Annotated in this window: 18 protein-coding genes and 2 pseudogenes; 1 reads left to right on the plus strand and 19 read right to left on the minus strand. The window is 40.5% G+C overall.

The genetic code is table 11. From position 1 onward, the window contains the following. The 12 genes and pseudogenes from fliM to COJ96_RS02340 all read right to left on the minus strand — a co-directional run bounded on the left by fliM (window position 1) and on the right by COJ96_RS02340 (window position 13,212). Window positions 1-975, minus strand: coding sequence for a flagellar motor switch protein FliM (gene fliM, locus COJ96_RS02290; RefSeq protein ID WP_098571390.1), 975 nt, complete (start codon window positions 973-975; stop codon window positions 1-3). Window positions 976-1,002: 27 nt separating this feature from the next. After that, window positions 1,003-1,431 carry a flagellar basal body-associated FliL family protein gene (locus COJ96_RS02295; protein ID WP_098571391.1) on the minus strand — a complete coding sequence of 143 codons (429 nt, stop codon included), beginning with the start codon at window positions 1,429-1,431 and terminating at the stop codon, window positions 1,003-1,005. 49 nt (window positions 1,432-1,480) lie between these two features. Beyond that, window positions 1,481-2,470 (minus strand): flagellar hook-basal body complex protein, encoded by a 990-nt coding sequence (locus COJ96_RS02300; protein WP_098571392.1) that lies wholly within the window; start codon window positions 2,468-2,470, stop codon window positions 1,481-1,483. 27 nt (window positions 2,471-2,497) lie between these two features. Continuing rightward, the gene (flgD, locus tag COJ96_RS02305) at window positions 2,498-2,935 is read right to left on the minus strand and encodes a flagellar hook assembly protein FlgD (protein ID WP_098571393.1); all 438 of its coding nucleotides are present in this window, start codon (window positions 2,933-2,935) and stop codon (window positions 2,498-2,500) included. A gap of 15 nt (window positions 2,936-2,950) precedes the next feature. Next, on the minus strand, window positions 2,951-4,261 hold the full coding sequence (locus COJ96_RS02310) for a flagellar hook-length control protein FliK (RefSeq protein ID WP_180229955.1): 1,311 nt from the start codon (window positions 4,259-4,261) through the stop codon (window positions 2,951-2,953). Between the two features lie 353 nt (window positions 4,262-4,614). After that, window positions 4,615-5,406, minus strand: coding sequence for a magnesium transporter MgtE N-terminal domain-containing protein (locus tag COJ96_RS02315; protein ID WP_098571395.1), 792 nt, complete (start codon window positions 5,404-5,406; stop codon window positions 4,615-4,617). A gap of 42 nt (window positions 5,407-5,448) precedes the next feature. Continuing rightward, complete coding sequence (locus tag COJ96_RS02320; protein WP_098571396.1) at window positions 5,449-6,198, minus strand: EAL domain-containing protein; 750 nt, start codon at window positions 6,196-6,198, stop codon at window positions 5,449-5,451. A gap of 366 nt (window positions 6,199-6,564) precedes the next feature. After that, a complete protein-coding gene (locus COJ96_RS02325) occupies window positions 6,565-7,602 on the minus strand; it encodes a protein-glutamate methylesterase/protein-glutamine glutaminase (RefSeq protein ID WP_098571397.1) in 1,038 nt (345 codons plus the stop codon). Then, window positions 7,574-8,413: a CheR family methyltransferase gene (locus tag COJ96_RS02330; protein WP_098571398.1), complete on the minus strand. Its 840-nt coding sequence runs from the start codon at window positions 8,411-8,413 to the stop codon at window positions 7,574-7,576. Before COJ96_RS02330 ends, COJ96_RS02325 begins: the two co-directional genes overlap by 29 nt. A gap of 1,003 nt (window positions 8,414-9,416) precedes the next feature. Continuing rightward, window positions 9,417-11,039: pseudogene (locus COJ96_RS30110) on the minus strand (methyl-accepting chemotaxis protein); the annotation flags it as partial. 519 nt (window positions 11,040-11,558) lie between these two features. After that, on the minus strand, window positions 11,559-12,236 hold the full coding sequence (locus tag COJ96_RS28990; RefSeq protein WP_218936492.1) for a methyl-accepting chemotaxis protein: 678 nt from the start codon (window positions 12,234-12,236) through the stop codon (window positions 11,559-11,561). 421 nt (window positions 12,237-12,657) lie between these two features. Then, complete coding sequence (locus COJ96_RS02340; protein ID WP_098571399.1) at window positions 12,658-13,212, minus strand: DUF3231 family protein; 555 nt, start codon at window positions 13,210-13,212, stop codon at window positions 12,658-12,660. Window positions 13,213-13,605: 393 nt separating this feature from the next. Here COJ96_RS02340 and COJ96_RS29105 point away from each other — a divergent pair, with 393 nt between their 5' ends. Then, on the plus strand, window positions 13,606-13,740 hold the full coding sequence (locus COJ96_RS29105; protein ID WP_257148391.1) for a hypothetical protein: 135 nt from the start codon (window positions 13,606-13,608) through the stop codon (window positions 13,738-13,740). A 190-nt stretch (window positions 13,741-13,930) separates the two neighbouring features. Here the strand turns inward: COJ96_RS29105 and COJ96_RS02345 are convergent, their stop codons facing one another. The 7 genes and pseudogenes from COJ96_RS02345 to COJ96_RS02370 all read right to left on the minus strand — a co-directional run bounded on the left by COJ96_RS02345 (window position 13,931) and on the right by COJ96_RS02370 (window position 22,349). Further along, a complete protein-coding gene (locus COJ96_RS02345) occupies window positions 13,931-16,027 on the minus strand; it encodes a PAS domain-containing sensor histidine kinase (protein WP_098571400.1) in 2,097 nt (698 codons plus the stop codon). Between the two features lie 365 nt (window positions 16,028-16,392). Continuing rightward, window positions 16,393-16,517, minus strand: a pseudogene (locus tag COJ96_RS29550) (VOC family protein); the annotation flags it as partial. Between the two features lie 421 nt (window positions 16,518-16,938). Then, the gene (locus tag COJ96_RS02355; protein ID WP_098571401.1) at window positions 16,939-17,136 is read right to left on the minus strand and encodes a hypothetical protein; all 198 of its coding nucleotides are present in this window, start codon (window positions 17,134-17,136) and stop codon (window positions 16,939-16,941) included. A 242-nt stretch (window positions 17,137-17,378) separates the two neighbouring features. Next, on the minus strand, window positions 17,379-17,693 hold the full coding sequence (locus tag COJ96_RS02360; RefSeq protein WP_098571402.1) for an AEC family transporter: 315 nt from the start codon (window positions 17,691-17,693) through the stop codon (window positions 17,379-17,381). Window positions 17,694-17,788: 95 nt separating this feature from the next. After that, window positions 17,789-17,944, minus strand: coding sequence for a hypothetical protein (locus COJ96_RS28380; RefSeq protein WP_180229956.1), 156 nt, complete (start codon window positions 17,942-17,944; stop codon window positions 17,789-17,791). 1,107 nt (window positions 17,945-19,051) lie between these two features. Then, a complete protein-coding gene (locus tag COJ96_RS02365; protein WP_257148392.1) occupies window positions 19,052-21,037 on the minus strand; it encodes a S9 family peptidase in 1,986 nt (661 codons plus the stop codon). 127 nt (window positions 21,038-21,164) lie between these two features. Beyond that, window positions 21,165-22,349, minus strand: a complete 1,185-nt coding sequence (locus COJ96_RS02370) for a M20 family metallopeptidase (protein WP_098571404.1) — start codon at window positions 22,347-22,349, stop codon at window positions 21,165-21,167. Between the last annotated feature and the right edge of the window lie 3 nt (window positions 22,350-22,352).

The following is a 22,352-nucleotide window of genomic DNA, read 5'->3' on the forward strand; positions in this document are numbered from 1 at the left end:
TTATAGATCATCTCCTTCCGTATGGTTTACTTGATCAATTTGAACTGCGTAACGTCCTTTTTGGAGACCTGGGTTTCCTAAAAACCTGGTCAATTGACCGACCTTGACTTGTAGTTTTCCTGTTTTAATTCCAATCACATCCCCAATCTGAAGGCCAAGCAAATCGGAAACCGGTATCGTCGCCCTGCCTAGTTCAGCGATTACAGGAACACTTACTGTATCTAGATTTTGCTGCAGGTTTACCTGCTGTGGAACACTTGTTTTCCCCATAGAAGACAACATTTGATGCGTAGATAATTTCGGCAGCACCGGTTCTATTGTTAAATGCGGCAGACAAAGTGTCATCCTGCCTGTAATTTCTCCAATTGTCGTACGGAGAACTATAATAATGACTGTATCATTTTGGGACGCGATTTGAATAAATTGCGGATTGGCTTCAATCGCTTCCCAATTCACCTGAATGTTTTCAATGTTTTCCCAAGCATTTTGATACATATCAAAGGCACGTGTAAGGGTCCTTTGCATGAGTACTGTTTCAATCTCCGTCAACGTTCCGTTCCGGGCAGACTGATCTCCTTGTCCCCCTAGCAAACGTTCTAGAACTGCATAGGCCACAGGCGGATTAATTTCCATGACCATTTTTCCATCCATAGGCTTCACATCAAAAACGTTCAAAATCGTTCGCGAGGGGATGGACGCGATAAATTCATGGTAGGTTACTTGGTCTACCAGGTCGATTTCAACTTGAACAAACGTTCTAAGTTGAGTTGAAAGATAGGAAGTCAGTAATCGTGCAAAATTCTCATGAATTCTTGTGATACTGCGTAATTGCTCCTTGGAATACCGCATTGCTCGTTTGAAATCATATACTTTTACTTTTTCCTGTGTCTCTGTTACTTCGGATGCTTGCAATTGGCCATTATTGATGGCCGATAATAAGGCATCGATTTCTTGTTGCGATAATACATCTGCCAAAAGGCATCCCCCTAACTCTTCCATGAGTTATTGAACCATTTTATTCGTGGTGAAAATCCGGATAATACTTCCATTTTCCATTTGTTTATTTAATTCTGTCTTCATATCCTTTTCAAACTTGCTCATTCCATCAGGGCTTTTTACCTGTTCTTCTGTCATAGATGACATGAATTGGATGGCAGCATTACGGACTTGAAAATCGCGTTTGGTTAACTCCTCTTTAGCATCTTCGGAGCTGGTTTGAATTTTAAAACGGAATTGAATAAAGCCGCCGGAATTCAAATTAGTGGTCATCGGTTCGGTTTCAACCATGGTTGCTAAAATGTCATCTGCTGATAACTTGTTGGTATCCTCTTTTGTCTCATCTTTTGCTGTCGATAGATGTAAGAAAAACCATACGCCTCCTAACAAAAGTACTGCAGCAACGACAATGAGAATGATCGGTTTTAACTTCATGACTTCTCCTGCCTTTTTAACGTTGGATGGTAGGTGATCTACCCAATTACTATCGTTTCAAATTCACTATTTCTTCCAAAATGGAATCGGAAGTGGTGATGGTTCTAGCATTTGCTTGGAAACCACGTTGGCCTACGATCATTTCAGTGAATTCCTCAGTTAAGTCCACATTGGACATCTCAAGAACACCCGAATTGATTTCTCCACCGTTATTGTCTGCTATTCGACCATTGTCAACAAGTCCCGAGTTTGCGGTTTCCTGAAAAAGTGTGTTACCAACTTTTTTTAATCCACCTGGATTTGGAACAACAGCCGTTTCCAATGAAATGTTTTCATTTTGATTCCCTGTTGCAGTGTTCATATAAAGTAAATTATAATAGGGACTTTGTGGGTCCATAACCTTTGCTAATTTCCCACTTCGTCCATCCTCTGCCACAACGTTAATATAACCATTGGAATCGATTGAGTAAGATGTGAATTTTAACGGTTCCATCGGAATACCATTTTGGGTAATTACATTACCAGCAGCATCTCGATTACTTCTTTCATCCACTGATATGTTAATTGGAAACGAATGCAAAGTCCCAGGCGTTCCCGCCGGTGAACCAGCAGGAGGATTTTGTAGTGCGACCCCTGACACAGAGTATCCATTGGAGTTGACTAGATCCCCATTTGCATCTCGTGTGAAATTACCGGCTCTGGTTAAGTAATCTACCCCCCCGTTGGTTACCACAAAAAACGCATCTCCATCAATAGCTAAATCTGTACCTACATTCGTTGTCATTGGACTTCCAGGAGTATGAATGGTGTCAATAGATCCGATCTTTGTTCCTAGACCAACTTGCTTCGGATTCACCCCGCCACTTTGGTTGGCAGGTGCAGTTGCTCCCCCGATATTTTGATTAAGTATATCTTGAAACATAACACGGCCCTTCTTAAATCCGACCGTATTGACATTGGCAACATTATTTCCGATCACATCAAGTTTCGTTTGAAACCCCTTCATACCTGAAACCCCAGAGTAAAGAGACCTTAACATCGTGTGTTCCTCCTAAATTTAGATAGATTATTTTGACTCAGTAGTTATTTGTTTAATTTCAGTTACCTTTTCCATAGGAACTTTTTCATTCCCAACTAGATAAAAGTAGTCTCCATTTTGGGTTGATACCCCCGTTACCACACCCGTTTCAGGAGATGTGGATCCTTCTAGTGTCCAGCTAATTTCTTTGCCAATCGTACCCGCATATTGACTCATTTGGCGACCTGCAAGCGTATCAATGGTTTTATTTAGATTGGTCATTTGTTCTAAGGAACTAAATGTTGCCATCTGCGCAATAAAGTCCTTATCCTGAAGAGGGTTAGATGGATCCTGGTGTGCTAATTGTGTCGTAAGAATTCGAAGAAAATCATCCTTTCCTAACTTGCTTTTTTCTTCGAAAGGCTTACTATTTTTGTATATAGAATTGTTCTTGGAAACTGTGGTTATATCCACCCAATTACTCATTACCTCGGCTCCATTCTATGCGATGAAATCGATCTTTGATGAAGCCCTTGTTGCAGCTCCTCCATATGAATTCGATATGATCTCACTCTCTATTTCTGTTTGATCAGCCTTCTTGTTTTTTTTTATTACATCTTGACCTGAAGCGAAGGTTTGGTGCTCATGGGAAAAATTTGAACCCCCTTGAGAAAAAGATAGATTTGTTTGGTTCGAATCCAAGGTTATCGGTGTTTGCTGTACAATATCTAGCTTTTGCACCTGTAATCCCTGCTGTTGCAGTGCCTGCCTAAGGTGTTGAAGCTGTCCTTCTAACGCTTCTTTCGCCATGGGGGTATCCGTCACAATTTGTGCTGACACTTGTCCTTGCTGGGAGGTAATTTTGATCTCAATATGTCCTAAATGCTCAGGGTATAAAGAGAATTTCGCCTCCGTGCTTCCTAAATGGCCGTCCTCAATTCTCATAAATCGTCCAATCCAATCGCTCGCTTCCGGAACAAATTCGGACACTGTAAAAACAGGTGTTGGTATTGGTGTTGGTGTTGCCGTTTTCACTGCATTCCATCCGTCAGGTCCTGGCAGCTGATGATTCACTATTGACGTTAGTCCATTAGACTTATTTGAATTTTCCACCTGAGCAGGTAATGGTTCTTGAATAGATTTTTTTTCCTCATGGACATCTATATTCTGATTGGGTATAAATGATAGAATTACTTGGTTCTTATCCAGACTCAACCTTGGTTTCGGATTAACGCTGCTCTCTTGTTTTTTGTCAGCAAATAGCGATTCATTTTTATGTGTCTGGTCTTTAAACGGTATTCTAACACCGACTTCTTTTTCTGATGTTAAGTCATCTAAAATCATTTGTATTTTGCTTACAATATTCTTAGGTACTTCAAATGAGTTTAGTTTTCCTTGTGACTGTAATATATCAAGAAACTTTGTTAATTCTTGTACCAATTCACTCTGATTTAAATCTGACGTTTGGTTAAATCCTTCCACCTTTTGCAGCCACTGGGCTAATCCCTGACTTACAGCGGAACTGACCTGTTGGTGTTGGTGTGGACTTAATGTAGCGGACACAACCGATGATGGCAACTCGCTTGCTGGAGAACTGTTTACGGGTGGTTGTTGAGGTATTTCCGGTGAAAGTTGTGCTTGCTGGAATCCTCCTAACCACGCCGACAAAATAGAGTCTAATTGTACCCAGTCTTCTTCACAAAGATTTGCCGGGTCTGTCAGTTCACGATCTGACTTTTCAGATACGTTTTGCAAAGTTGGTACCGCTGACAATCCAACAGTTTCAGGTGAACGGCCTAAAAATTTAAACATAGCAATTATCTGATCAAAGGAACGTACGGGGTCTTCGTTAAAGGTTGTTGACTTTGATTTAGCCCCGTTCATTTGATTTGTTTGATTTATTTTGATGTTGGTTTGAGTTATATCCAGAAGGGTTACCTCCGTTTCACTTGGATATCTTTCTCCAATTATTTTACATTATAACTCAAAAACTAGTTTTCGTCATGATATTTTTTGATAGTTGTCAAAATTTTTATAGTGTTTTTTGTCTTTATTTTGATTATTTTTGTAAAAATAAAACAGGCAGTGTTTACAAAACACCGCCTGTTTTTTACCTATCTTTTTTCTATGAATGTAAATGCAAAAAAGAAGAATTGTTAGAAAGACTAATTCATTCGAGTCACAATCCAGCCTGCTACTACTGGATCCAGCTGGGAAATTACTTTTGATGCGGTAATCGGATCCAACTTTTTAATTTGCCTTAATACCTCCGCATTGTTTTTGATTCCCTTTAAAACCGCGGCAATTTGATCAGGCTTCATATTCTCAAACAACTGAACTGAAGAGTCTGTTGTTGTTGGTATATCATTTCCATTTGCCAATGCAACGGTTAATCTTGCCCCCGCCTCCGCTGGCATTTCAGCAATAATTAAAGTTTGTGCATCTGGTTCCAGTCTTTTCAAGTTCCTCAGAGCATCAGCCTCATTCATATTACTCAACAGCTTAGCTGCACTACTAGGATCCATACTTGCTAAGGTTTCAGCTACGGTTGGAGTATTTTGTGATTGTTCAGTTGTTGAACTACTTCCATCCACAGCGTTATTCTGCTTTGTTATGGAAGCCCTTTTGTCTGTGTTTGGCTTTGATTGTTCTTTAACAGATTCACTTTTATTTGGGCTGGAACCTGCATTAGTGTTTGATTTGGCAGATTGGGCCTGTCCCTTCGGTGAAGTTGCTGGTTTTACTGGCGCTTCTTTTTTGGCAAAGAGAGGTTTAGTGTGCTCCTCTATCCATTTCACTTGAGTAATCATATTGACCCCCGCAAAGTGTAAAATCATGATCCCTAACCCGATGGTATACAGGAATGGAAGCACCCCTAGAAGGAGAATTTTTGAAAAAAATCCAGGTCGCTTCTGATCATTATCTTCTGTTGCTGTCTTTGTATCTGCGGTTGACATATACTTTCCCTCTTCTCCTTATTTTTCTATTTCATTACCATATTATATTCCACTCGCCTTGATCTCCTTTAGCATTTGCGGTTTTCCAAATAAGTACCCCTGTACCAATGGAATTCCTAATGTTTTTGCCATTTTTAAATCAACTTGTCTTTCAATTCCCTCTAATACCAGTTGAATATTATTCCTGTTACAATATTGGATGACTGCTTCAATCATCATCTGTTTTTTCTTTGATGTTGATAAATTCTTTGAAAAATATCGATCTAGCTTCGCGAAATGAGGATCAAAATCAATCAGTGTACTTAATGATGACCAACCTTTTCCTATATCATCAATAGCAATTAAAAAGCCATACCGTTTCAATAGAGAAATTCTTTGTTTTAAAAGTTTGGACTGATCGGATCGAAATGTTTGCTCCGTTTCATTTAATTCAAACACAATCTGTTGATTGGGCAACTTAAAATCTTGAACCACTTGGTTGATAAAAATGGGGAAATTAGCATTTAAAATAGTTGAAGGAAGTACGTTTAAAAACAGCAGCCCACGGTTCTTTATACCATCAGCAGAATACCATGTAGATAAAGCTTTATGTATAGATTGCGTATCCAATTGATAAAGAACTTGTGTTTTTTTTGCTTGTTCAAAGATTGCCTCAGGTGTGCCCCCTTTTGCCCGTAAAAGGGCTTCTAATCCTTGACTTTCACCCGTTTTTAGACAATAAATGGGCTGGAAAAAATGGTAAAAATCATCCTCTGTAACAAAATCAATAATATCAGTCTGGGCTAGTCTCATAACGTTTCCCTCCCGTTCAGAATAAAATGTCTACCTCGAACAAGGGGGACATTACTTCTGATGTAGATGTCTCAAGTTTTTCGGTAAACTTTTTTTCTATTTTTTATAGTGCGACAGTCAGTTCCTGCCTCTTGATCGGTTTCTATTTATTGGAATGGTATTTACTTATCCATTCATTATATTGAATATTTTAGTACAATTAGTATTTTTTTACTAGATGAATGTTTGATGTTTTTTTGATTATTTTTTATAAAATCATTTATGGTTAACAAAAACATCTATCAAACTTTATTTTTCTAGATATAAAAAAATGGAACCAAGTTCGGTTCCATTACTAATTAGGCAGTCTCTTTTTCCCCCTAATCACTATACAAAAGATATGATTTCCTGGTACATTCGTGACAGGAGATGCTGTCCGTCTGCATGCCCTGCTTCTTTGACCGCCTTTGGCATTCCATAAACAATACAGGACTCCTCTGCCTCCACAAACACATTACCTCCATATTTTTTCACTAAACCGCTCCCTTGCATCCCGTCTATACCCATCCCGGTTAAGATTACAGATAACAGCCGATCGGTGAAAATAGGCGCAGCGGAAGTAAGTGTTACGTCAATAGATGGCTTATATAAAGATTTAACTCCTATCGGGTTATCTACTTTGAATATGACAGTTCCGTCCTGTTTTTTTTCAAATTGAGTTTGAAAACCCGAAGGTGCTATATAAATGGATCCTGCCTGCATAACCTGGTCATTTTGGATTTCTCTCACACGCAGCTGGCACAAGGTATTAAACCGGTCAGCCAATGGTTTAGTGAAACCTGGAGGCATATGCTGGGCAACGACAATCGGAATCGGAAAATCTTCTTGGAATCGAGGTAGAATCGATTGTAAAGCGGAAGGCCCTCCTGTGGAACAACCTATGAAAATGAGGTCGGTTTGCCGATGATTCCGTTTTGTTTTTACTTTTCGTTGCAGTTGAACCTCAGGGGTTGCACGGGGTAGTTTTGCTTCCGCGATCCCTTTTAAACGAAGTAAAAAATCTTGAAGCTGCTCAATGTCATCGCGATTCTTGATTAGATTTTCCTTTAAAAAGAAATCTACGGCACCTAACTCTAGCGCCTGTAACGTTTCCTTTGCTCCCTCTCCAGTAAGAGAACTTAACATGACTACGGGAACAGGGGATGCTTTCATAATCTGCTCGAGTGCTCTCAGTCCGTTCATTTCTGGCATCTCCACATCCATGGTAACAAGGTCGGGTCGGAGCCGTTGCACTTTTTCAATGGCCTCCACGCCATTCCGTGCAATACCGACCACAAAAAATTGGGGGTCTTTTTCCAGTATAAGACTGATCGCCCTCCTCATAAAGGCGGAATCATCAACCACTAATACGCCGTACTGCTTCATTTTGATCAAGTTCCTTTCGATAATAAAAAGTCTTGTCTGTGTCCACTTTTTGAAACCCTAAATGAAAATCTGTAATGGATTCAGCATGACCAAGAAACAAGTACCCGCCTGCTGTTAAATTATCGTATAAATTACGAATAACACGCTTGGTCGTCTCCTCATCAAAATAGATTAATACATTCCTGCAGAAGATTACATCTGCCCTCCCAATTTGAGCGATCTTTTCTTCATGAAGAAGGTTTAGATGCTGAAATTGAACCATGTTTCGAATGGATTTATTAACTTGGTATCCGCCTTCTTCAACGGAGAAATATTTCTCCAAAAGTTTTTTAGGAATTCTGCGAAATGCAAACGAGCCTTGATTGTACCATCCCTTTTCGGCTTTTTGAAGAACCTTCTTGTTGATATCAGTTGCCATAATCTCGATGGTTCCTAGGGGAAAAAGCCCGGTTTCCTGTATGAGCATAGCAAGTGTATAGGGTTCTTCCCCGGTAGAACAGGCTGCACTCCATATCCTTATTGGACGATCCTTAATTTTCTCTTTGATAAGGGGTAAGACCATTGAACTACACTCGTTTAATTGATTCTCTTCCCGGTAGAAGTAGGTTTCATTCACCGTTAACAACTCGACAAGAACATCCCATTCCATAGGTGCCATTTTCAAGTATCCACAATATTCCCAGTATGTGAGATCCAGTTCCTTGACCCGTTTCGAAATTTTTTCTTTTAATGTTGGGAGTCGATCAGAATAACGTAATCCACAATAATCATAAATAGTTTTGCTTAATTCAAGTAGTATGTTATCTTGCATGATTATCACCTTGTACTGCCTCTCCAAGAGGAGAGGCTTGATATTCTTTGTTCATCACATTGATTTAAATTTATTGAAAAGACTTTAGTAATCGTTGAATTTCCGATGAATGGCTCGATAGTTCACGTGTTGTTACAACGGTACGTTCAATGCCCTCCACATTTTTATTTACTGCCCGTTCAATCACTTTAGCTCCTTTGGTGATCTTCCCAACTTCAAGAGCCTGTTCTTTCGTTGCTTCCGTAACCTTTGCAGATTCTTCTGATACATCCCTTACAAGACCCACAACATTTTCAATTTCATGTGCTTGTTTTTTAGCCAAATCGGTAATTTGACGAACCTGTTCACGGGTATTAACAACACTTTTGACAACCTGTTCTACCCCAGTGACTTGCTCTTTCGTAACCTCTGTCACTTGGGCTGCTTGGTATGCTACATTCTCTATCGCTTTTACAATCTCTTGGCCCTGTTTTGCCTGTTCACTCGTTGCCAATGTTACTTGGCGAACTTGCTCACGTGCGTTTACTACTCCTTTGATTATTTCCTCAACACCAGTTACTTGTTCCTTGGCTGTTTGAGTAACCAATGCCGCTTGCGCTGTCACGTTCCCTACAGATACCACAATTTCTTGGCCTTGTTTTGCTTGTTCTACCGTAGCGACCGATACTTGGCGAACCTGCTCACGTGTGTTTACTACCCCGCGAATAATTTCTTCTACACCTGAGGCTTGTTCTTTGACGGCCTGGGTGACCATCGCCGCCTGGGATGTCACGTTTTCAACCGATTTTACAATATCTTGGCCTTGCTTCGCTTGCTCGCCTGTAGCCGCCGTCACTTGGCGAATCTGTTCTCTCATGTTCACCACACCACGAACGATCTCCTCTACACCTGAAGCTTGTTCTTTGACGGCCTGGGTGACCATTGCTGCCTGTGATGTTACATTTTCTACGGCTTTGACAACTTCTTGGCCTTGTTTCGCTTGTTCTCCCGTAGCCACCGTCACCTGACGGACTTGTTCCCGGGCATTCACCACGCCTTTAATAATTTCTTCTACACCTGAGGCTTGTTCTCTTGCCGCCTGGGTAACTAATGACGCTTGGCCCGTTACGTTCTCAATTGCCTTAACAATTTCTTGGGCTTGTTTCGCTTGTTCCCCTGTAGCAACCATCACTTGGCGAACTTGCTCCCGTGCGTTACCTACACCTTTGATTATTTCCTCTGCACTTGCTGCTTGTTCTTTGACGGCCTGGTTTACCATCACTGCCTGTGATGTCACATTCTCTACTGATTGTACAATATCTTGTCCCTGTTTGGCTTGTTCTGCTGTTGCGGAAGTTACTTGACGAACTTGCTCCCGTGCATTGAGGACACCTTTCATGATTTCTTCTACTCCAGAAGCCTGTTCTTTCGTAGCTTGGTTAACCATATTAGCTTGATCCGATACACTTTCTACAGCTTTCACAATCTCTTGCCCTTGTTTCGCTTGTTCCGAGGTAGCAACATTCACTTGTCGAACCTGCTCACGGACATTGATCACACCCTTGATAATTTCCTCTACTCCCAAAGCCTGCTCTTTCGTTGCTTGGGTAACTAAAGCAGCTTGCCCCGTCACATTTCCGACAGCGTTAATAATTTCCTGACTGCCTTTGGTCTGTTCACCGGTAGCTGTGGTAATTTGACCAATTTCTTGGTTAATTTCTTTGATGCCAACAACAATTTGGTCGATGACTTCTCCTGCTCTTAATGCCAGTTTATTCCCTTCTTCTACCCTTTCTGTTCCATCTTCAATCGCTTTGATTGCTTGTACTGTTTCGCCTTGTATTCCCTTAATTAAGGTGGCAATTTCTTTTGTTGCTTGAGCCGAACGTTCCGCTAATTTTCTAACTTCATCTGCGACTACGGCAAAACCTTTTCCATGCTCCCCGGCTCTAGCGGCTTCTATTGCAGCATTTAGTGCAAGCAAATTGGTCTGTTCGGCAATATCATCGATCACTTCGATAATGCTGCCAATTTCATCGGAGCTCTTCCCAAGATTTTTCATCACTGAGGATGCACCTTGAATCACTTTCGCAATTTCCTGCATGCCGGAAACGGACATCGAAACCGCCTTTTGTCCCTCAGAAGCATCACTATCTACTTTTTCGCTTAATTTATTTACATTTTGAGCATTTTGCGAAACCTGTTCAATGGATGCCGCCATTTGTTGAATCGAAGAAGATGTATGATCCGCACTTTTTTGCAGTTCATCCGCATTTTGTGCTACACCTCTTATCGATTCCCCCATTTCCTCGATTGAAGCTGAAATCTGTTCAATCGAACTCGCACTGCTTTCGGCGTTCCCTGCAACCTGCTGGACGGAGGCAACCATTTCTTCAATGGCAGCAGAAGTCTCTTCAGCCGATGCCGTTAAACTTTCCGCATTTACGGCAACCCCTTTAATGGATTGGCTCATTTGCTCAATTGACGCGGAAATTTGCTCTACAGAGCTCGCGGTGCTTTCCGCATTTCCAGCTACCTGCTGAATCGATGCGACCATCTCTTCAATCGCTGCCGATGTTTCCTCTGCAGATGCCGCTAAACTATCGGAGTTGCCCGCTACTCCTTTAATGGATTGGCCCATTTGCTCAATGGATGCGGAAATTTCTTCGACTGAACTCGCACTGCTTTCGGCATTCCCCGCAACCTGCTGAATGGATGCGACCATTTCCTCAATCGCTGCCGATGTTTCTTCCGCAGAAGACGTTAAGCTTTCCGCATTCCCCGCAACACCCTTAATCGATGTTGCCATCTGTTCAATCGATGCAGAAATTTGTTCGACCGAACTTGCACTGCTCTCTGCATTACCCGCAACTTGTTCAATCGATGCGACCATTTCCTCGATTGCCGCTGATGTTTCTTCGGCAGAAGCCGTTAAGCTTTCCCCATTTCCCGCCACACCCTTAATGGATGTTGCCATCTGATCAATGGATACGGAAATTTGTTCGACTGAACTCGCACTGCTCTCGGCATTACCAGCCACTTGTTGAATGGATGCTGCCATTTCCTCCATTGCTGCTGACGTTTCTTCTGCTGATGAAGTTAAGCTTTCTGAATTCCCTGCAACTCCCTTAATGGAAGTCGCCATTTGTTCGATGGATACTGAAATTTAATCGACGGAGCTTGCACTGCTTTCCGCATTTCCAGCCACCTGCTGAATGGAGGCCACCATTTCCTCCATTGCTGCTGACATTTCCTCCGCCGATGCCGTTAAACTTTCGGCGTTACCAGCAACTGCGGTAATTGAAGTCGCCATTTGTTCAATGGATACTGAAATTTGTTCTACGGAGCTCGCACTGCTTTCGGCATTACCTGCCACCTGCTGAATCGATGCTGCCATTTCCTCCATCGCAGCAGAAGTTTCCTCCGCCGATGCCGTTAGACTTTCAGCATTCCCCGCCACACCTTTAAGTGAGTGGCCCATCTGTTCAATCGAAGCCGAAATCTGTTCCACAGAATTGCTGCTGCTTTCCGCATTACCAGCTGCTAGTTTAATAGAGGAAGCAATGCCCTCTAATGATTTCGATGCCGTGCCCGCCTTTTTGGTAATGTCTTCTGCGTTTTTGGAAACGTTATGTATGGAATTACTCATGTCAGTTAACATGACTCCAGCCGATTCAATCCCTGCAGATTGTTCGGTTGATCCTTTAGAAATTTGTTCGGTTAATTGCGAGAGATCTTTTATCTTTACATCGATCCGTTCTGATGTGGTTTTAACGTTGGCAAGATCAGACGAAAGATGAGAGTCCTTGATAAATTTAACAGCGAGTTTTTGTTTAAATGACATTATATTTCCTCCTGATTAAAAAAAAACTAAATTTTTTGACCATTTGTAAGCGGATTCAAGTGTTAAAATCTTAGTGTCCGCAATATTCGGATAATTAAGTTTGATTAACGCGGGTGTTTGTTTGATTATTCCAGATCATCAAAAACCGCTTTTGTTAAAAGTATTTTGATAAACAACCTCTTTCCCTTTATTTAGTATAAAATTACTAGATAAAAAGTTTTTCGTCAAATGAAAATTTTATGTCTGATTAATAATTAATTGGATTTTAATATCCAAATTCTTTGATACTCATAGTTTTTTTGACTCATTTTGATAGTTTGTGTCAATAGGAAAACGCAGTATAAAAACACAAAAAAAGGATTCCGAATACTTCTTCGTCCCCTTTTTATGTATATATAAGTTTATGACTGCATGATCCATGTTAAGCTGGTTTGTAAGCTGGAGGCATATTCAACCATTCTCTTTTTCTCATTGTGCTTTTTAACTTTATATCAAACGTTAGAACCTCGACTAAAAATCCCATCCACATTTTTCTTACATCCGCACGTATGGACATGGTTGCCGCAGTTGCACCAAAAGATGCCATGGAAGCAAATTTAATCGCCAGACCGTTACTTAATTCTTCACCCGTAAGTTTAACTCCTTCGGGAATATATTTAGAATCTGTAAATGGTTTGGGCTCCGAGACCCGAGGTAACTTTATTCCATTTTCTCTCATAATTTGTTCGATGTGATGTGCCTGTTTTAAACAAAGCGATTCTGATTCCTTAAGCAGCTGTTTTAATTCAGTATCATCTGATATATTTAATCCAGCTTCCTCAAACGCTATTGAATCCATGACTGCGATATAGTACGTCCAAAAGTGTGATGCTTCAATTATGTTTAAGGGTAGCGGTTCCTCCTCGACTACTGTATTGACTATTCTCATGATGGTTTCAAGTAGATTATGCATATCTACACCCCCTACCATAATCATGGTCCAAATCACCTAAAAAAATAACTACTAATAGCAAGTTTTCATGAAATATTCGAATTTGACTGACATATTTTTGAGATCTAAAGTTTTCATCAAATTCTCTCGTGACAAGCGTGTATTGTTTCGGTAGTATTCGTTTTTTTTTGCGTTATCACGAAAAATGTTTTTCGTTTACCAATCTGTACCTAACGAGCTAATATATAGCAGAAGGACTTTAGTACTAGGGATCAATTAACACTGCTAAGTGAAAGGTATAAACGTTCATATAGCCTGATAGGGATTTATTTAAATGATAACTCAAAAACGTAAAACGAAAGGCCTCTGTCGAAATGACAAAGTCAATCCATTACGATCAAAATTCAATTATGATCAACAACAAAGGGGAAGATACAGATGTCAAAATATTGGCTAACGCCTGAAGAAGCAATGAGCAAAAAAAAGAGGAACAAACTTTTACTTAATGTTTCCCTTATCATTGGCACCATTGTGCTTAGTGCTTTGTTTACATTTTTAGCCAACAACATATAGTGGTTCAAGATAGGGTAAATGATCCGGAGATTTGATCAAATGAGGGAGATTCAAAATGTATTAAAGACCCAGCTAGAATTAAACTGGCAAAAGCAACTGATTGGAAATATTCCAATCAGTTGCTTCTTTAAATTCAAAATTAGCTTTGATTTCTTGCAACCCATCTGAAATTAACTTATTGGGTTAATAATTAACTAATAATCGGCATCGAATCACTCGACCTTACAGGAATGGTTACAAAAACTTGAAGCCCTTCTCCTTTTGTGGACGAAAACTTAATGTCTCCCTCTAAACTCCTTACTCGTTCCTTTATTCCAAATAAGCCCATGTGGTTATGATGCGAAACTTTCGTAACATCACCAAAACCGATTCCATTATCCTCATAGCGTATCTCAACTTTTTCTGTGTCACTTAACAACGCGATGTCTACTCTTGTAGCTTGCGAATGTTTCGTTGCATTATTTAAGAGTTCTTGCACGATACGATAAATACCTAGTTCTTGCTCATCATTTAGTACAGCCTGAAATTGACTAGCGTGGAAATAGACTTCATAATCCGATCGTGCCCCAATATCTCTAGTCAAACCTTTTAAAGAATTAAAAAGACCTAACCGTTTAATGAAGGGTGGACGTAATTGATTACAGGTTGCGCGGATTTGTTCCATTACATTTTTCATCCCTTGACGGATTTGCTCGAGCTCTTCGCGAATCCCTGCTGGTATAGAAGCTTCTACACAATAAGGTTCCATTTTACGGTACCAAATAATCTGTTCTTGAAGGGCAGAATCGTGCAAATCAATCGCCAAACGTATTCGTTCCCGCTCTGAGATTTGAAAGAGTAATCGTAAAAGCCAGGTCGGAGCCTGTTTAACATGTGCCAGCTGTTCCAGTTCTTTCGTAAGGTCTTCAATTCGGTAGAGATTCTCATACCAAACGCTAACATAACGAGTGATCGTTTCAAGCCAGACTTTTTTTGGAAAAATTGTGATGAGATCTGGCCTATTTCCGATCCATAACCAAATGGTGGTTTGATTTCTTTCACCCATTTTAATTAGTGTTCCTTGTGAGATCACAATAAGCTCGCCGATACCCGTTTCAGAATCCAATGATGAACTCAGGGTCTCTTGAGATACATTACAATTGCCCTTTTTCAACTTAATATCCTGAGCCGCTTCCAGGATACCCACGGAAGAGTGATGAATAACATCTTCCATTACCTTAATCAGATGCTCTTCCATTTCTGATACTTTCATCATGTCAAATACATCGCGTGAAAAATGCTCCAAGCTTGTCTGAAGAAGCTGATGTAATTGTTCGCTGTTTTTTACGGCAATTTCTGCTTCTTTCCTTTTGGTGATATCGATCGTCACTCCATTTATTTGAATAATATTGCCTTTATCATCGAATATTGGGTACCCACACTTGTAAAACCAGCGCATTTTGCCAGATCGGTCTAATATACGGTATTCCCTTTTCGAAGATAACCCCAGTAAGGCATCTTGATATATTTGCTCAGGGATATGTCTGTCCTCAGGTATAACGATCTCTCTTTGTAACATTGGTTGATCATAATACTCACTCGGCTTGTATCCCGATATTTTTTCAATCCCCTGTGAAACAAATATAATGTCATCTTGAAGACCCATTGCCCAAATAGCTACATCCACACTATCCATAATATTTTCCAGCTGCTCTTTCGTTCGCTTTAACTCTTCTTCAGCCTTTTTCCGATCCGTTATGTCCTTCCCGAAGACCTGAAATACTTGTTGTGTATTATCCATAACTGCAATTGTTGACATTTCAAAATCCCTAACTTCACCATCTAATCGAATGATCTTATATTCAATAGGCGCCAATTCACCGTACATCTCTACCTGCTGTTTTCGTTTTGCAACAACTTCATGAAATTGGGGATGGACAATATCCATTACAGACCTCCCTAGGAGCTCTTTTACATTACTTGCCGCCATTGCCGTAACAAAGGCATGGTTGGAATAAATGATTTCTTCCCCATTATGAATAAAGATAGGTTCCGCGCTAAACTCAACCAAGCGTTGATAGCGGTTTTCTTTTTCATTCAACTGGTGAATGATTTTTCTAGCTTTCAGCAGCACCTGATATATTAAGAAAAACTCCACGATTGAAAGTCCCGTATCAAACAATTGTTCCAATGACCCATCGTCCTTATAACCGAAATATGTTAAAAGATAATCATCAAACGTATCAAGTATAGAGACAAGGATCATTAACAATATAATAACTTTTATCTTGGAAGCAAATAAACTCATTTATTACTCTCCTTTCAGTAACCAGCCGAAATGGCGATAAACATTATGAATTTTACTATTTTAAAATGGCCACTTTTTTACTCTTATCCTTTCCTAAATTATCATACCAATCGAGGCAGATGCGGTAAAAGCTATAAACCAAACCTTAAGAACCGTCCCCAGTTTATCCGATATGAAATAATCTATTTTACTTCAAAAAAAGAGCTGTCCACAAAAAGGACAGCCAAGACAATATTACTATGAGAGAAAATGTAACTTTTGGGAGTTACCCGTTACATTAGTAGTATCGGATACTACCTGAAAAAGTTTAGCTCTTTTTTAAAAATATTATTTTACTTTTACATATAACTCTTTACTTTTATTTCCTGCATGACAGTGCCTTCTGGTCCAGCTTCATTAGCCCCATATCTTATAATGTTTTAATTCGAGAATCCTCAAAGATGGAAATATAAAAATTCATCGCTTCTTCTGCATTGCTATCTTGGAACATTAAAAACGGTGTTATTTTTCCACTTATATCCTCTTCATTTATGTACTAAATTAATTATAATTGATTTTCTCGTGGAACTAAACGCTCCCTTTGAAAAGAGTAACCAGCAAGTAAAATAAACGGAGAGATTCAGTAAATGTAGAATGGAGCTCGTTACAAGGTAAATAAGGGAAGGTTTTCCGATTATGCAAGGTAAAACTCCCTCATTTTCACACTTTTCAAGTCAATAGGCGGAATCGCTCCTTCTATTTTAGTTATTTTTAAGGATAATTTCTAATTAAGCGAAAGTTCTCCGTCTATTGATCATTCGGGTGCTTAACCTGTCCTGTACCCTAACTGATTACAGCGGGCTGAGAAAATCCCCTCCACATAACGCGAAGGGGATTTATTGGATCTGTGAGGTTCTTTCTTTAGAAAAAGTTTAAAATGCTTTATTGGGTTCGTATGTAGGCTGCTGATTTTCTGCCTGGTATTGTTGACTTTTCACTAAACCTTCTTGTACATTTTCATCTATTGAAAATTCTGTATCACCTTTATTAAATTGGTTGGCTTGATTTTGAACTGCAATTACTTTCTGTTGTTCACCTTTTACTCCATTCGAATTTCTTTCCTTTTCCATTATGCTTCTCTCCTTTGTCATAAACATAAGGTTATTGATATCCAAAGGCAGAATAATTATTCATTTATTAGTAAAAAGCCGTCTCTTCATAGGAAGCGTGACAGCGAAAATTATGAGGAGTAACCAGGGAAAGTAAAATAAGATGAGAATTTCCAGTTAGATGCAGAATGGAGCTCGTTTAGGGGGTAATTAAGGGAAGGTTTTCCGACTATCCCAAGTAAAATCCCCCATTTTCACACGTTTCAAGCCAATTGAACAGTCCTCCCTGTCCAAAATATTTTTTGAGATTGCAGTTCCCGTTTGGAGGTTGTCACATTCACCATCTGTACCCCTAAAAAGGCCTTGACAACTGGCGAGTAGGCTTCTACAATCATGGCCACCCCTTTGGCCATTCCATCGGGCAAGGAAAGACTAAAACTACGAAACACTAAGACTAGCAATGCAGCATAAATGGCTGGAAGAGAAAACACGGCTTTAATGGCATTTTTTATTGAAAAATGCGAGCGTGCCGATAAGTAAATTCCAATTGTATTAACAATGACCATTTGGATGATCACATACACAGACGCCTTATCCAGCCCCAGTCTTCCGAACGCAAGCAAAACAAGTGGAAGCCCACAATTGAAACAGTTAGTCAAGGAAGAAATCAGTGTTAAACCGGAAATTCATTCGCCGGAAATTTAAAGAGTTTCCCAATCCCGTTAGCAGGCAGCCACAACAGGACAAGATTAAGCAGTGAAAACGCGATCACAGGAATAGAAAGTGGAACAATCACTTGAAAAAGGGTTGCCATAATAGTTTGAATCATGTAACCAAACTTCCTCTCTACTCTATTTCTAATCATTTATAAAAGTGGTTGAGATAATTGTACAATATTTCCCTCCCATTTATTAGAAAATTCATTTCAATGAAGAATACATGGTGCACTAATAGATCCTCCTTCAGCGATGACTAAACACGGGGTTCAGTGACAACCATCGACCATCTCCCACAAGTTTCCCTTCTAATCAAACGTTTGATTAGTTTCCCTGTAGCCATTGATAGATCTTACTTAGTCCTCCACTATGAAAAAGTAAATTGTTGAAACATGTCCGAAAAATAAGAGAAAGATGTCGTTTATGCCATTATCGTCACCTTCCGACACCCTATCGACAAAATAACATATAGGCTATACTATTCAAACGTTTGGTTAAAACTTCTGCAAGTACTAATATATATGAATTCCGACTACAAACTGGATAAGAAGAATGTCGATTTATTTCGCAGGAAATATCCCATCTTTCAACAAAATCAGATCGGTTTCTCGTAAACTTACATTATTCTATTAATCTCCCACAATTTCGAAACTATACAAACGTTTAATTAAAGTTACTTCAACCCGGACTATTCCTAAATTCCCCACTCTATATACCTGAGAAAAATGTCAAAAAAGCGGCTAGTATAACTGTAAAATAAGCTGCGCAATTCGTGACTGGCATAAATATAAAATAAGTGCCGTTCTCTGCAACAACTCTTCACTCTTTTAAATAAGGCAACCCTACACCTACCCAAATCTGGGCAGGTGTAGGGTTGTCCAAATATATAGTATTTACCGAAAGTAAAATAAGCGGAGGTTTTCCTTTTATTTATAAAATGGAGCTCGTTTGGGGTTAAATAAGAGGAGGTTTTCCGCTAATGTAGTGAAAAATCCCCCTTTTTCACGTTTTTGTGGTTCATAGGCGGAATTTCTCCCTCTATTTAAGCGAGTTTTATTGATAATTAAGCGGAATTCCTTCCCCTATTCATAAGATTGGGTACTTAACCTGATTCCCCAACTTTTTGAGATTTGCATATGGAAGCCCCACATGCCCCACAAATTGCACTGACTGACCCAAAATCAGAAAACCACCCTTTGCATCGAAAGGGTGGTTCCAAGTTACATATGTCCTTCAAACCAATCCACAATGTAGTTCAACCGCTCTCTACGAAGGTTTGGTTTTCCACTTCGGGATAGTTCATGATTTTCTTCCGGGAACCGCACAAATTTGGTTTCTTTGCCAAGTCGTTTCAGGGCAATGAATAATTGCTCCGCCTGTTCGATGGGACACCGGTAATCTTTTTCACTGTGAAGAATCAATAACGGTGTGTCTACATTTTTAATATAGGCAAGCGGTGACTGCTTCCAGAGAGCCTCCACGTCACTTAAATCAGTGCCTAATTGCCACTCTGAAAAATAGTAGCCAATATCACTCACACCATAAAAACTAATCCAGTTCGAAATGGAACGTTGGGTGACAGCTGCTTTGAATCGATTCGTATGGCCGACAATCCAATTCGTCATAAAGCCGCCATAGCTTCCGCCCGTTACGCCCAGACGGGTTTCATCAATGAAATCATACTGGTCTAAAACATAATCAACTGCCAGCATGATATCCTGATAGTCGTTCCCGCCGTAATCGCCGCGAACGGCATTGACAAATTCCTGGCCATAACCATGACTGCCCCGCGGATTCACATACAATACGGCATAGCCTTTTCCTGCTAAAATTTGAAACTCATTCATATACGTATTTCCATACATGGCATGCGGACCGCCGTGAATTTCAAGGATTAAAGGATATCTTTTCCCCTCTTCAAAGTGGACTGGCTTCATCAGCCATCCTTGAACATCCCAGCCATTTGCCCCTTTATATTCGAACATTTCAGGTTTAGATAGAAGTAACTCGTTTAGAGCCCGTTCATTAACAATGGTCAACTTCTCAATCTTTCCCTCATCATTCAGCGGTAACAAGTATAGATCACCGATCTCCTCCGGCTTACTAATAGCCACTAGTGCCTTTTGCGATTCCGAATGAATGGATAGCCCATACACATGTTGCTCTCCCACATAAACGGGACGAATCTCACCGCTGATATCCCCGAAATAAATATTGGTACTTCCATGGTCCGTTCCGATAAAATAAAATCCCTTGCTATCACTTGTCCATAATAAACCAGGAGAAACCGCACCTTGATGGAAATCTCCTACCATATAATCACCGGTGAGGCCTTTCCACTCTGGTGTCAGGCACCCGAGCGTCGACGTTGCGATTTCATAAAGCCAAATCTTTGGATGGGTCGCATTTTCAAATTCCCGCTCGTGGCCAAACATGGCCAGATACTTCCCGTCCGGGGACCAGGATGCGTTTCCAAAATAGCCCGTTCCATCAGTCACAGCCTTTAATTCTTTACGATCAATATCTACTATATAAACATCCTCGTTAAACGATAAATCATTTTCTTCCGCCTGGTCTGTACCAACGGCCAGCACCTTTCCATCCGGGGACCAGCCATAAAGGCTTACATCATAATGACCGGTTGTAAGTTGAGTTAATTCACCCGTCTCAACATTAACCAGAGCGATTTGTTTGTAATGCCCTCGCCAAAAACCTTCCCCATCGGATTTATATTTCATTTTTGATACTTCAAGCGGTACGAGCTTTTCCTGCTTTTTCTCTTCTTCCGTATCAAAAATCGTCTGATCAGAAGTTAACGAAGTCGTAAATGCCAATTGGGTTCCATCCGGGGACCATACAGGGCTGCTTGCCCCACTAGGCAAAAACGTCACCTGTCTTGCTTCTCCACCCTTCACATGTAACAGATAGAGTTGGTTTTTTCCGCTTCGATTGGAAACAAAGGCTATCTGCGACCCATCAGGGGACCATCTTGGTGAATGGTTTCTCCCTTTTCCAAACGTCCATTGGAAGGGCTGGCCACTGCTTTCAACTGACAGATAAAAAATATGGGCTTGGTACTCATCGGTTTCTTTCTCAATCGTGGTTTGAACATAAACAAACGATTGACCATCAGGAGAAAACTGAGGGTTTACTACTGATTTTAATTGGTATAAATCTTCTGCTACTACCCCTCTTTTTATTGCCACAATTCTTCCTCCTATTCTATGAATGAAAAGCGCAAGTACCCTGGTCAGCGTCGTATGGCCCGGAGCGCTTGCGCTAGACATGATACTAAGTTAATAAACTTATACTTTCTTATCTTTTAAAAAATACTTATCCAAGAAATTTAAAAGTGGTCTGTAAAAACATTTTTACGCCAATTTCAAGTGCATCTTCATCAATGGTGAAACGGGAATGGTGGTGCGGATAGGTAATTCCTTTTTCCTCGTTGCCAGCTCCCACATAGAAGAAGGCACCAGGTGCTTTTTGCATGAACGCGGAAAAATCTTCTCCGCCCATATTTGGTTTCATCAACTCGAGACCTTCTTCCCCGAAGACCTCTAAAACAGTTTCTTCCAGTACTTTTGTTACCTCATCATCATTCACGACAGGGTTGTAGCCATATTCATACTTGAATTCATATGTGGCTTCATGAGCTTCCGTGATTCCTTTAATCACCCGTTCCATCTTAACCGGCATCGATTCACGGAGTTTTTGGTCAAAACTACGGACCGTACCGCAAATTTCTACGGAACCGGGGATGACATTATGGGTGGTTCCCCCCGCAAATTTACACACTGAGAGAACTAAATTGTCCAACGGGTCCGTGTTCCGTGAGACAATGTGCTGTAAATTCGTGACAACCTGGGCGGCAACTGCGATGGAATCCACCGTTTGGTGTGGCAATGCGGCATGGCCGCCTTTTCCTTTAATGGTCAGATAAAAAGCATCCGGTGATGCCATCATCGCCCCGTACGTGATACCTACTTTTCCTTTTTCTAATGGAGACCAAAGGTGCGTACCAATAACAAGGTCGACTCCATCCATGACGCCTGCTTCAACCATTTCAGCACCACCGCCAGGGAATAGTTCTTCTCCATGCTGGAAGAAGAAACGAACTTCTCCTTTGATCTTTTCCTTCATACCCGAAAGGATTTTGGCCGTACCCAGCAACATCGCCGTGTGACCATCATGCCCACAGGCATGCATCACGCCAGGATTTTTGGAAACAAATTCAAAGCTGTTCTCTTCTTCAATCGGAAGAGCATCCATGTCCGCGCGAATGGCCAATGTTTTCCCTGGCTGCCCGCCGATTAACCGGGCCATGACACTTGTTTTCGTCGGACGGCTTAATTCTAACTGGCCAAAGGATTGTAGTTTTTCATACACAAACTGAGCCGTTTTTTCTTCCTGAAAAGATAATTCTGGATTTTCATGCAAATATCTTCTCCAGCGGATGACATCCTCTTTTACTTCCTCCGCTAAATGGGTCAAATCGACAGTGACACTAGTTGTCATTTT

The sequence above is a fragment of the Bacillus sp. AFS073361 genome, assembly GCF_002567005.1.
Lineage (GTDB): Bacteria > Bacillota > Bacilli > Bacillales > Cytobacillaceae > Neobacillus.